Raw genomic sequence first — 12,045 nt, forward strand, 5'->3', positions numbered from 1 at the left:
GATGGGATGATCGGCGGCCGCAATGGCTGGATCGCCTGGCCCGCCGGCCTGATCTGCGCCGGCGTGGTGGGCGGCTTGGTGTGGCTTGCCGCGCCCGCCGTGCCCTCGGCCCTCCTCTTCGTCGGGAACACCCTGCGCAACGCCTCCCCGACGTGGGACGAGCCGCCGTCCGTCCCGGCGGAGCGCCCCTTGACCGAGGACTGCCGCTCGCTCTATCCCGGGCTCCTGTGGATCGCTCTCGGCTGGAATCCGGAGGTCGTGCTGGCGCAGTCGACGTCGCTGCCCGCGACGTCGGCCGTCGCCGTGCGCGACGCCCTCCAGCCGAAGGTGCGCATGACGTGCGCGTGGCGCAACAGCGCCGGCGGGTCGGTCTCCACGACCCTGGCGACGGTGGATGCGGCGGCTCCCGGCATCGCCCAGCCCGCCCTCGCGGCCGCGGGCTTCGCGTGCGCGGCGAGCGGCGACGGCGTCCGCTGCACGAAGATCACGGGCACCACGATCGAGGACGAGATCGTGCGCGACGGCATGTGGCTGTCGACGACCGAGACGGGCTGGCATCCACCGGGCTACACCGACCAGCTGGCGGCGCGCCTCTGGCCGTGAGCGGCGCTCAGCCGAAGACGTGGGCGACGATGCTGCCGGTGTAGCCGCTCGGGGCGAGGTTCGAGAATGCGGAGTCGATCATGATGCCGTCGCGCCAGAACAGCGTGCGGCCGTCCGTCACCGGGTACTGCGTGTTCTGCCAGGTCTTCTCGCAGCGCGTGCCGCCGTCCGGCGTGTAGCAGGTGTACCCCTGGGCGGCCAGCTCGTTGAGCTTGTCGAGCGCCGGTCCGCGTGACATCCGCGTGATCCTCGTCGTGAGGTTCGTCGTGTCGGCGCCCGGCGAGCCCCAGATGCACACGAGGCCGCCGTCGACGGCGCCGGAGGGCCCGAACGCCGGGTCGTTGAGCGGGACGTCCTTCAGCTGGGCGAGAACGTTCTCCGAGAGGATGGCGCGACAGTCGGCCGGCATGGCCACGAGCGTCGCTGTGGGCGACGGCGTCGCGCTCGGCGTGTCCTCGCGAGCCTCGGGGGAGGCGGACGTCGACGTCGTTGTCGACGTCGAGCGCGCGGGGGACGGGTCGGGCGCACAGCCCACGAGGACGACGGCCACGGCGACGATGAGGAGGGATGCCGTCGCCACCGTCGCCGGCATTGCTCTGTGTCGTCCTCGGTGTCGTCGCATGGCCACACGATAACGATCCGGCACGGCGCTCGGCGGATCGACACTCGCTCGGCACGCCTCCTCGGCCGCGTCGGGAGCGCAGGCTAACCTCGCACTGCGGAGAGGAGCACTCTCCATGTGAGGAGCAGCGGAATGAGCGACAACGAGCCGCGCGTCGGCGAGCCCGTCCAGGAGCCGAATGGTGTCGACGACGTCGTCGGAAGCGCCAACGAGGGGCTTTCGGATGCCGAGGCCGCTCGCACGGGCGCCGCCGCGGGCGACGTGCCGGTCGCCACCCCCGCGTCTGCCTCGGAGCCGTCCACTCCCGCGTCTGCCCCGGAGGCCGCCGCCGCACCGGAGCCCGCCGCCGTGAAGGCGGACGCGCGCGACGCGGCTGGCACCGCGCCCGAGCCGGCCTCTGCGGCCGCGGCCGCGGCCGCCGAGAAGACGCCTGCCGAGAAGAGCAGCGTCGAGAAGCCCGCCCCCGAGCCCGACCCGTGGGACTCGCCGGAGGCCGCCTCGCTCGCCTACACGCCGGAGTACTCCTCGCCCGAGACCGTCGCGTCGACCGCCGGCGCTGCTCCCGTCACCCCGAGCGAGCCGGCCGTCGCGCCTGCAGCGGCGGCCGCCGCCGTCGCAGCGCCCGCGCCGAGCTACCCGACGCAGCAGCCGATCTTCGTCCAGGCGCCGGAGGCGCCGCGTCCCCGCGGCAACCGCGGCGCGGCGGGTGCGATCGGCCTCGTCGCCGCCGCATCCTTCGCCCTGCTGTATCTCGCCGTCTGGTTCGCGACCGATGTCTTCGCCCATCGAGCGTCGTTCGACGGCGTCCTGAACTGGCTCGGCCACGCTCTCACGACGTGGACCCTGTGGGTGCCCGTCGTCGTGTTCTTCATCGCGTTCTGGCTGCTCGGGGCGATCATCAACCGCGGCCGCTGGGGGCTGTGGGTGGTCTTCGGTCTGCTGATCGGATTCGTCGCCTACGGCGGCTACCTGCTCGGTGTCGTGTGTCAGGCACCGTTCTGGATGGTGACGGCCAGCGAGGCTCGCAGCCTCGTCCAGACGCACCTGTTCGCGCCGCTCGCCATCGCGTCGTTCATCATCGCGCGCGAGCTGACCATCTGGTTCGGCGCCTGGGTCGCCGCGCGCGGACGTCGGGTCACGCTGCAGAACCTCGAGGCGCAGCGGGAGTACGAGCGCACGCTCGAGGCCGGCCCGCAGCTGCACGTCCCGTGAGCGGGCGGCGCCTCTGAGCGCAGCGGTCGCGCCGAGCGGGTGCAGGCAAGCCCCGTGCCGCGCGCATCCACCCACGTAGTCTGGATGGATGGCCGCTGACCGGGGTTCCGACGCGTCGCAGGGGCCCGTGCGCCCGCCGATCGCGCTCGCATTCGCCGTCCTGGGCTTCGTCGCACTGATGATCTTCGGCCTCGGCATGACGAGCTTGTCGACGGGAACCGATGTCATCTCGACCCCCGGGTTCGGCCAGTTCCCGGGGATCTTCGGCGCGGTGTTCGCGGCGGTCGCGTTCGCCGGGGTGCTGTGGGTGTTCGTGCGGGCCGGACCCCCCGCGCCCTCTCCACGAGACGCGGCCACGTCCCGCGAGGCCGCACGGCGCGAGGACCCGCCATCGTTCTGGGGAGCGCCGGTCGTCGCGATCGCGGCGTTCCTCGCCTACCTCGTGGGCGTCGGCCTCGTCGCCATGATCGTCGGCGTCGACCCGGCGGCGGCGATCGGCACGGTCGGGAGCCTCGCGACAAGCTGGTACGGGCTGGTCGTCTTCGGCGCCGCGCTCATCGCCGGATGGGCGGGTATCGCCCTCGTCCGCACGCACGCGGACCGCCCGCGCTGGCCGTGGGAGAAGCGCGAGCCGTAGCCGCGCGCGCGGCTCAGAGCCCGTCGAACGCGTCGGATCCGCCGTCGCGCGGGTCGAACGGCGCATCCAGCGATCTCGTCAGCTCCTCGAGCATCGCCTCGACCTGGGGCTCCACGTATTCCCCGACAGCGGACTGGATGCGCAGGCGGTGGTGCAGGAGAACCGCACAGATCTCCCGGCCGACCATGTTGGCGTAGTCGTCGGCCAGGCCCACCTCCTGCCGGAGCGCCGCCTTGGCCTCCTCGGTCAGGGGCGGAAGCGCCGGAACGACGGCATCCGCCTCCGCGGCGAGGCCGGCGAGCGTGAAGAGGAACGGTGCACCCGGCAACGGCTCGGGGTCGAGCGGCAGACCATCGAACTCGGGCTCCAGATCCTCGGTCGGGCGGTAGCTGCGGGCGCGGTTGCGTGCGGCCTGCTGGTCGAGCTCGGCCTGCAGCATCGGCAGGTTGCGTGCGGTGTACTCCGCGACCGCGCGGTCGACGATCGTCTTGATCCGCACGGAGAGTCCGTGCTGGACGGCATGCGGCACGTCGGCGCCGAGTCCCGCGGCCGAGAGCACGGGGGAGCCCAGACAGAGTCGGCAGGGCGCCACCCGACCGCGGTGCGTCGCCGGCTGCCAGCGCGGCAGCCAGCGCAGCCAGGCATCCACCGCCTGGCTCGCCTGCGTCTCGAGCGACCGCTCCACACGACAACGGTATCCTGAGGGCGCTTTCCGCCGCGGGAACAGCGCTGTCCGTCCCTCACATCCGCTCCACTCGGGCGCCGGGCCGCGCGCGTCCAGCGGTTCTCCACAACCCCCGGATGCTCGGTCGTCCGCCCTTGTTAGCATGGTCGGGCCTCGCCGCCGGCCTGCCGAGGCTTCACCAGCACGCACGTCGGGGGGTCGATGCCGAAGCGCCTCCCGTCGACGCCCCCGATCCTTCCCGGGCTCGCATACGTTCGTCCGCTCGGCTCGGGCGGCTTCGCCGACGTCTTCCTCTACGAGCAGGACATGCCCCGTCGTGCGGTTGCGGTGAAGGTGCTGCCGAGCGACGTGAGCGATCCGGGACTCCTCCGGATGTTCAATTCCGAGGCCGACGTGCTCGCGCACCTCAGCGCGCATCCCTCGATCGTCACCGTCTACCAGGCGGGCATCTCCGCCGACGGCCGCGCCTACATCGTGATGGAGTACTGCCCGGGATCCCTGGCGCAGCGCTACCGGCGCGAGCGGATCCCCGTCGACGAGGTGCTCGCGATCGGCGTGCGGATGGCGAGTGCGCTCGAGTCCGCGCATCGGGCGGGGCTCGTCCATCGCGACGTGAAGCCCAGCAACATCCTCATCACGAGCTTCGGCGTGCCCGTGCTCGCCGACTTCGGCATCTCGGCCGCGCTGAAGCCGACACACGGCGACGAGATCCTGGCGATGAGCGTCCCCTGGAGCGCGCCCGAGGTGGTCGCCGAGCACACGCCCGGCAACGTCGCGAGCGAGATCTGGAGCCTCGGCGCGACGGTCTACTCCCTGCTCGCCGGGCACAGCCCGTTCGAGCGGCCCGAGGCCGGGCAGAACTCCCGGGAGCAGCTGCGGCGTCGCATCGAGCGGGCCGCCTATCCCCGCATCCCCCGCACGGACGTGCCCGACGAGCTGCAGCGTGTCCTGGCCCAGGCGCTCGCGCGCGATCCGGCCGACCGCTTCCCGAGCGCGCTCGCCTTCGCCGAGGCCCTGCAGGAGGTGCAGCGCCGGGTCGGTCTGGCACAGACGCCGATCGAGGTCGCGGTCGACGAGTGGGCGCCGCGGGCGGCGGCCGTCGACTTCACGGATGCCGCACCCCGCGAGGTGCGGTCGAGGGTCGAGCACACGACCTCGCGGCGCACGCGCGAGCCGGCCGCGCTCCTCACGCAGGCCCGTGACGAGGACTCGACGACGTCGGTCGCCACGCCGCGCCGGCGGGCCGTCTGGCCATGGGCTCTCGGCGCCGGGGTGATCTCCGCGCTGGCCGTGGGGGCAGCGTGGTGGCTGCAGGCGGTCGGCCGTTGAGGCGCCGGAGCACGATCGCCGCGGTCGTGGCGGGGGCGGCGGTCGTCGCATCCATCGTCGTCGTCAGCGTTGTCTGGCCCGGGCTCGACGCGAAGCGGACCCCGCCGGCGGACAGCGCGGTATGGGCGCTGCAGACAGGATCCGGACGGCATTACGCCCGCGTCAACACCGCGATCGGTGAACTGGACACCGTGCGCGATGTCGCGAATCCGTCCGCGGTGGCGCAGACGGATGAGGGGGCGTTCCTGTTCTCCGAGAGCTTCGGAAAGCTGACGCGCATCGACGCGGCATTGCCCGCGAACCTCGACGACGAGGCGCTGCGTGCGGCGCCGTCGACACCGGCAGGGACGGTCGAGGTCGCCACGGGCGGCCGCTGGGTCGCGTATCGCACCGACAGCGGGGCGGTGTGGGCGGGCGAGCTCGGGACCTCACCCGTGCAGGTGGATGCGGGCGACCGCCCGCTCGCCGCGACGGCGATCGCCGTCGACGACGGGGGGACGCTCTTCGCCTACGCGTCCGCATCCCGCGTCGTCGAGCGCTACGCCATCCCGACCGAGCGGGTGCTCGGCCGCGACTCGGTGCCGAAGCCGCCGGCAGCAGATGCGACGCTCGCCCTCACAGCGGCGGGAGGCGTGTGGTTCCTCGCTGACGCAGCCGCGCAGCGGGTCTGGCGGCGCGGCGCGGAGGCGCCCGCATCCGTCTCGTTCGTCGGCGACCTCGCACCCGGCAGGGCCGCTGCGCGATCCGATGCGGCGTGGGTCGCGGACGGGGCCGGGCTCGTCCGGCTGCCGGTGGACGGGACGCAGCCCTCCCGGGCCGTCGGTGGCGGCGACCGTGATCTGGGCGCGCCCGCGCGGCCGATCGTCTTCGACGGGGTCGTGCATGCGGCCTGGCTCGGCCGCACCTCCGGCACGATGTGGCGGTCCGATCGAGGCGAGAGCGAGTTGTCCTACGGGGCACGCACGCTCTCCGACGAGCGACGGCCGGTGTTCACGGCGTCGGCCGCGAGCCTCATCCTGAACGACACGCGCAGCGGGTGGGTCTGGGACGGGCGTACCGGCGCGCTCCTGCCGTCGAGCCAGGATTGGACGCTCGACCAGCACCGCGCCCCGCAGACGCAGCAGACCGCGGAGAAGGCGGCCGTCGTCATCGACCCGCGGCCGCCTGTCGCCGAGCCGGACGCGTTCGGCGTCCGGGCGGGACGCCTCGCGGCCCTGCCGGTGCTGCTGAACGACCACGACCCGAACGACGACGTCCTCAGCATCGATCCGACGAGCGTCACCGGACTCGATCCCCGGTTCGGCACGCTCACCGTCACCGACAACGGTCAGCGTCTCGCGGTGCAGGTCGCACCCGGCGCGCAGGGCAGCGCGACCCTCTCCTACCGCGTCACCGACGGCACCGCGCAGAACGGCGGCCTGTACTCCACGCCGACGACCGTGACTCTCACCGTGGCCGGCGAGGGGGTGGACACAGCGCCGCAGTGGTGCGGTGTGGCGGGGTGCCTCGCCACGTGGCCGTCGCCCGAGGTCGCCCCGGGCGGCACGGTGTCGGTGCCCGTGCTCGACGGGTGGGTGGACCCCGACGGCGACCCGCTCATGCTCGTCTCGGTCGACAACCCCTCGGACGTCGGCTCGGTGGCCGCCACCCCGACCGGGCAGGTCGTGTATCAGCACCCGAACGCCTCCGAGGGAGGGCCCCAAGTCGTCGAGCTGACGGTCACGGTCGCCGACACCCGCGGGCGTCAGGCGACCAAGCAGCTCGCCGTGCGCATCGCCGGACAGCCCCGCATCAACGCCTCCTCGTTCGCGGTCACCGACACCCAGGGCGGGGGGCTGACGGTGGATGTCGCGCCGCACGTGACCGGCACGCAGGGCCGACTCGTCCTCACGGCCGTGCACGTCCTCGACGACGCCGCTGCGCAGGCCGTGCCGACGGCGGGAGGCACGACGTTCGACCTGTCGGCTGCGGCACCGGGGACGTACCGCGTCGGCTACACGGTGTCGGACGGGGTCAGTGACGCGAGCGCCACGGTCCGGATCACACTGCTGCCCCGCGGCGCCCCGGCGCAGCTCGCGACCGCGCCCGTGGTCGCCTTCGTCCACCCCACGCAGGACGTCACCGTCGACGTCCTTGCAGCGGTCGCGAACCCGACGCATCGCGTGCTGCTGCTGAGCGACATCCGGCCGGCCGCAGAGCCCGGCGCGAGCCTGTCGGTCGACGTCGTCGGGCAGCGCTACCTCCGCATCTCGGGAACCACCGCCTCGGGAGCACCGGGGCCTCTGGGCACGGTGCGATACATCGTGTCCGACGGCACCGAGGATCAGGGCGCGCGTATCGAGGGAGAGGCGACCGTGTCGCTCCTGCCGCCGGCGCCGGAGCTCGCGCCCATCGCCGTCGACGACACCGTTGTCGTCCGCGCCGGCGCCCAGGTCGACATCCCCGTCCTCGACAACGACGTGGCCGCCGCCGGGGGCACGGTGACACTCAACCCGGCGTCGGTGCGATCGTCGACGCCGAAGGCGCTCGCGTTCGCGTCGGGGCGGATGCTGCGCTACCTCGCGCCGAGCACACCCGGGGAGTACCGCGTCGACTACGCGATCTACGCATCCGGATCGCCTGCGCTTGCCGACACCGCCACCGTGCACGTGACGGTCATCTCGAACAAGGACAACCGGGCGCCGCGGCCCGTCACCCTCGAGGGCCGCGCGCTCGCGGGGGAGACCACGACCCTCCCGTTCTCCTCGTTCGGCGTCGACCCCGACGGCGACGCCGTTCGGCTCGACCGCGTGCTGACCCAGCCCGAGAGCGGGTCGGCGACCCTCTCGGCCGACGGCGCATCGCTCGTCTACGCGGGCGTGCCCGGCTTCCGCGGGCAGGTGTCGTTCACGTATCAGGTCGTCGACAGCTCGGGCATGACCGGAACCGCGACGGCACGGGTCGGCGTGCTGGATGCCGAGGCCAACCCGAGCCCGGTGACCTTCACCGACTACGTCGATGTGCAGGCCGGCGTGGACAGCGTCGCCCACGTCAGCCCTCTCGCCAACGACCTCGATCCGACCGGCGGAACGCTGCGCCTCACGGGCGTGCGGCCGAGCGTCGCGCAGACCCTCTCGGACGGATCGGCCAACCCCGAGTTCGCCCGCGAAGAGGCGCTGCTGCGCGGCCGCACGGCGACCGGGGTGGACATCGGCGCGGGCGACTCGCCGGGGACCATGTCCTACCTGTACGACGTGCAGAGCTCGACCGGCAACACCGCGCGCGGCCTCATCGTCGTCAAAGTGGTCCGGGATGCGGTGCCCGACTACCCCGTCGTCACCGACACCGTCCTCACCGCGCAGACGCGCAGCCGGTTCTCCTCGGGCGTCGACGTGGTCAGCGGCGCGGTGTCGTGGTCGGGCGGAGATGTCGGCCGCCTGAAACTCAGCCTCTGGGGCGATCCCGACGGGGTCGCGGTCGACGGCAACCGGCTGAAGGGCGCGCTCACCGCGCAGGCTCGCGTCATCCCGTTCGCCCTCACCGGCACCGGCGCGACCGGGGAGGCGGTCACCACGTACGGATTCCTGCGCATCCCCGGCGGCGATGACCTGACGATCGCGCTGCGCGCGGGCGCGCGCACGCCCGAGGTCGCGGAGAAGGCCTCCGTCACGTGGGACATGGCCTCTCTCGTCGGCCTGCCGCCGGGCGCCCGGCTGGAGGTGGGGACGGATATCGCCACCAGCGGCGCCCGCAAGGGGGCGCTCTGCACCCGCGGCAGCGGCACGACGATCCGCTACGACGCCGGTGACGGGGCGCCCTGGGCCGACGCGTGCATCGTCCCCGTGCGGACGATCGGTGACGGCATCGCGCGCCACGACTGGACCTACCTCTCCGTGCCGATCCGCATCCGGGCGCTCGCGCCGCAGCCGGAGCTCAGGGCAGCGGCAGTCGTCGTCGGACCGGGAGAGACGGTCGGCTACGACCTCAAGACCATGACCACGTGGCAGGGCCGCACCGACTGGGACCACATCGCCTACGCCGTCACACCGCCCGGGTCGTCGTTCCAGATCGCGCTGAAGGGCACGACTCTCACGGTCACCGGCGCCGACACGGCGACGCCGGGTGCGGAGGATGCCGCCGTCATCGCGATCACGAGCCATCCCGGCGTCGCGCCGGCGCGGCTCGTGCTGCGTGTCGGGGCGGCGCCGAGCACGCTGCCGCAGGGCGGCACGGCCGCCGGCCGCTGCACCGAGGCCGCAGGCTCGTCGTGCACGATCACCGTCGTCGGCGCCACGGGCGAGGTCAACCCGCTCCCGCGCACCCCGCTGCAGGTCGTGTCGGCCTCCGCCGATGCGTCGTGCGCGGGCGTGACCTTCTCCGCCGTGTCGGCGACCAGCATCCAGGCGTCGTGGGCACAGGATGCGCCGGGCCAGACGTGCGGGGCGAGCTTCGTGCTGCGCGACGCGCAGGGACGCATCACGGCGGGCGCGCGGGACGGACACGCGCTCCTCGACCTGCAGGGTTATCCGAAGGCGCCGGCCGCCGTGTCGCAGACGGCCTACGGCGACGGCACGCTCACCCTCAGGGTGGATGCCGGCGAGGCCCGCCTCGCGTACCCCGCTCTCACGGGCTTCACGATCCGCTCGCAGGGAGCTGTCGTCGCGACCTGCACAGCGGCCGGTGTGTGCCCGCCGATCACCGCCCCCAACGGCGAGGAGCGCACCTACACGGCGACGGCCGTCAACGCCGTCGGCGAATCCCGAGGCAGCGCGTCCACGATCGCGTGGGCGTACGCCTCCCCGGGCGCACCCGCGGATGTCACGGCCGCACCGGTCGTCACCTCGGACGGCAGCGGCGGCGTCGTCTCGCTCACCGTCAGAGGGATCGATCCGACGCAGACGGGCATGCTGCAGATCTCGAGCCCGACGGGCGATACGGTGCAGGTGCCCGTGCGGCGCAGCGATTCGACGGTCACCGTGGACCGGTACCGTGTGGGCTCCAACGCCCCGACACCCGTCACCGTGACGCCGTACTCGCGCTTCGGCCTTCCGCCGGGGCTCGGCGGATCGCCGTCCGGCGCCGCCCGCACGATCAGCGCGAACGGCATCGGTGCGCCCGTCGCGCCCCGCCTGACGCTCGACGTCACGGCCAATCCGGACGACACGGTCGATGTCGCGGCGACGGGCGCCGCGTCCTCCGGAGGCGACGGTTCCACGATCCGCTACGGCATCGTGCGCGACGGACAGCCGTGCGCCGTGTCGACGAGCGGCTCGACGGCGGTGTTCCGGTCGCTGCCGGCCGGCTCGCGGTACACCTTCCGGCTCTGCGCGGAGTCCTGGTTCGGCGGCGACTCGTTCGGTCGCGTCGAGACCACCGCCAGCGTCAACGCCGTGCAGACCCAGCTGCCGAGCGGCTACACCTTCCAGGTCGCGCCGGCGCCGCAGATGTCGCCGGGGCTCGCCCAGTGGATCGTTCGGGATGCGCCGACCTCGTCGCAGCGCGTGCCGCGCAACAGCCAGCCGGAGTTCGACGCCTGGCCGTCGACGGTCTTCGACCGCGACCCCGGCATCCGGGTGCGATTCGTCAACGACGTGCTCGGCACGCAGTCCGCGTGGGTCGGCGTCGCCCCGCGCGCCGGCAGCGCCCCCTACCAGGTGCAGGCGCGCTGGGCAGTCTCGGCCTGTACCGGCGGCTCTCCGCTCGGCATCTCGACGTCTTCGACGGGAGGCCTCGCCGCCGTCACCGTGGACCGTACCGCGACCGTCTACTACGACGCGAACGGCGGGGTGCTCACGGCGGCCTCGAACGGCGACGTCCCCGTCGGCGCCGTTCGCGTCGCAGGCCTCTCCGTCACGGTCGACTGGTCGGCGCAGAACTGGGGCCTGGCCCCCGCCGCGGCGACCTTCGGCGGCACGTGCGACCCGAACCTGCCGAGCAGCCCGAGCCCGACCCCGACGCCGTGAGCGCCGGTGACGACCCCATCCACACGACCCCGACGGAGCAGCATCCATGACCATCGCGCAGGAACAGGCCACGTGGTTCGCCGACACCTTCCGACAGCTGGCCGACAACGTCGAGCAGTCGGTGATCGGAAAGCGGCATGTCATCGAACTCGTGCTCACCGCGATGCTCAGCGACGGCCACGTGCTGCTCGAGGATGTGCCCGGCACCGGCAAGACGTCGCTGGCCCGCGCTCTCGCTCAGTCCGTTCAAGGCAGCAACACGCGCATCCAGTTCACACCCGACCTCCTTCCGGGCGACATCACGGGCATCACGGTGTACGACCAGAAGACGGGGGAGTTCGAGTTCCACGCGGGCCCGGTCTTCGCCAACATCGTCCTCGCGGACGAGATCAACCGCGCGAGCCCCAAGACCCAGGCCGCGCTGCTGGAGGTCATGGAGGAGGGGCGCGTCACGGTCGATGCGATCACGCGGCCGGTCGGCGTCCCGTTCCTCGTGATCGCGACCCAGAACCCCGTCGAGCAGGCCGGCACCTACCGGCTGCCGGAGGCTCAGCTCGACCGCTTCCTCCTCCGGACGTCGCTCGGGTACCCGGACCACGCCGCGACGGTCCGGATCCTCGGCGGAGCGGCGGTCGCGACCGCGGACCTCGATCCCGTGATCATGCCGGAGGCGCTCGTCGGCATGGCGGATCTCGCGCAGGACGTGTACGTGGACCCGCTCGTCCTCGACTACATCGCGCGGATCGTGGATGCGACGCGCTCGGCCGAGCAGGTGCGTCTGGGCGTCAGCATCCGCGGTGCGCTCGCTCTCACACGCGCGACGCGTACCCGCGCAGCCTCGCAGAGCCGCACGTATGCGACTCCCGACGACGTCAAGGCGCTCGCCACCGCGGTGCTCTCGCACCGGCTGATCCTGCATCCCGAGGCCGAATTCGACGGCGTCACCGCCGAGGCCGTCGTGGGAAGCGTCCTGCTCGACGTCGCTCCGCCGACCCACCGCGAGGTCGTCGTCTGA

Annotated in this window: 8 protein-coding genes; 6 read left to right on the plus strand and 2 right to left on the minus strand. The window is 73.0% G+C overall.

The features are described from left to right. Positions 1–6 precede the first annotated feature (6 nt). Positions 7–603, plus strand: a complete 597-nt coding sequence (locus tag AC0NZN_RS08810) for a hypothetical protein (protein WP_474591916.1) — start codon at positions 7–9, stop codon at positions 601–603. Between the two features lie 7 nt (positions 604–610). On the opposite strand, the gene AC0NZN_RS08815 is transcribed toward AC0NZN_RS08810, so the two are convergent. Next, the gene (locus tag AC0NZN_RS08815) at positions 611–1,195 is read right to left on the minus strand and encodes a hypothetical protein (protein ID WP_474591917.1); all 585 of its coding nucleotides are present in this window, start codon (positions 1,193–1,195) and stop codon (positions 611–613) included. 162 nt (positions 1,196–1,357) lie between these two features. On the opposite strand from AC0NZN_RS08815, the gene AC0NZN_RS08820 reads away from it, so the two are divergent. Both AC0NZN_RS08820 and AC0NZN_RS08825 read left to right on the plus strand, forming a co-directional pair. After that, the gene (locus tag AC0NZN_RS08820) at positions 1,358–2,437 is read left to right on the plus strand and encodes an ABC transporter (protein ID WP_474591918.1); all 1,080 of its coding nucleotides are present in this window, start codon (positions 1,358–1,360) and stop codon (positions 2,435–2,437) included. Positions 2,438–2,525: 88 nt separating this feature from the next. Next, positions 2,526–3,074 (plus strand): hypothetical protein, encoded by a 549-nt coding sequence (locus AC0NZN_RS08825; RefSeq protein WP_474591919.1) that lies wholly within the window; start codon positions 2,526–2,528, stop codon positions 3,072–3,074. 13 nt (positions 3,075–3,087) lie between these two features. Here the strand turns inward: AC0NZN_RS08825 and AC0NZN_RS08830 are convergent, their stop codons facing one another. Further along, a complete protein-coding gene (locus tag AC0NZN_RS08830; protein ID WP_474591920.1) occupies positions 3,088–3,759 on the minus strand; it encodes a spermidine/putrescine ABC transporter substrate-binding protein in 672 nt (223 codons plus the stop codon). 201 nt (positions 3,760–3,960) lie between these two features. Here AC0NZN_RS08830 and AC0NZN_RS08835 point away from each other — a divergent pair, with 201 nt between their 5' ends. The 3 genes from AC0NZN_RS08835 to AC0NZN_RS08845 are packed head-to-tail and all read left to right on the plus strand — an operon-like array spanning position 3,961 to position 12,045. Next, a complete protein-coding gene (locus AC0NZN_RS08835) occupies positions 3,961–5,088 on the plus strand; it encodes a serine/threonine-protein kinase (protein ID WP_474591921.1) in 1,128 nt (375 codons plus the stop codon). Then, on the plus strand, positions 5,085–11,030 hold the full coding sequence (locus tag AC0NZN_RS08840) for an Ig-like domain-containing protein (protein ID WP_474591922.1): 5,946 nt from the start codon (positions 5,085–5,087) through the stop codon (positions 11,028–11,030). Before AC0NZN_RS08835 ends, AC0NZN_RS08840 begins: the two co-directional genes overlap by 4 nt. Positions 11,031–11,076: 46 nt before the next feature. Beyond that, a complete protein-coding gene (locus tag AC0NZN_RS08845; RefSeq protein ID WP_474591923.1) occupies positions 11,077–12,045 on the plus strand; it encodes an AAA family ATPase in 969 nt (322 codons plus the stop codon).

It is taken from the genome of Microbacterium sp. sgz311019 (assembly GCF_056135325.1).

What these genes read in the sequence shown, in the direction of transcription:
- AC0NZN_RS08810 (WP_474591916.1), top strand. Translation starts at nt 7, where the DNA reads ATGATCGGCGGCCGCAATGGCTGGATCGCCTGGCCCGCCGGCCTGATC.
- AC0NZN_RS08815 (WP_474591917.1), bottom strand. Translation starts at nt 1,195, where the DNA reads ATGCCGGCGACGGTGGCGACGGCATCCCTCCTCATCGTCGCCGTGGCC.
- AC0NZN_RS08820 (WP_474591918.1), top strand. Translation starts at nt 1,358, where the DNA reads ATGAGCGACAACGAGCCGCGCGTCGGCGAGCCCGTCCAGGAGCCGAAT.
- AC0NZN_RS08825 (WP_474591919.1), top strand. Translation starts at nt 2,526, where the DNA reads ATGGCCGCTGACCGGGGTTCCGACGCGTCGCAGGGGCCCGTGCGCCCG.
- AC0NZN_RS08835 (WP_474591921.1), top strand. Translation starts at nt 3,961, where the DNA reads ATGCCGAAGCGCCTCCCGTCGACGCCCCCGATCCTTCCCGGGCTCGCA.
- AC0NZN_RS08845 (WP_474591923.1), top strand. Translation starts at nt 11,077, where the DNA reads ATGACCATCGCGCAGGAACAGGCCACGTGGTTCGCCGACACCTTCCGA.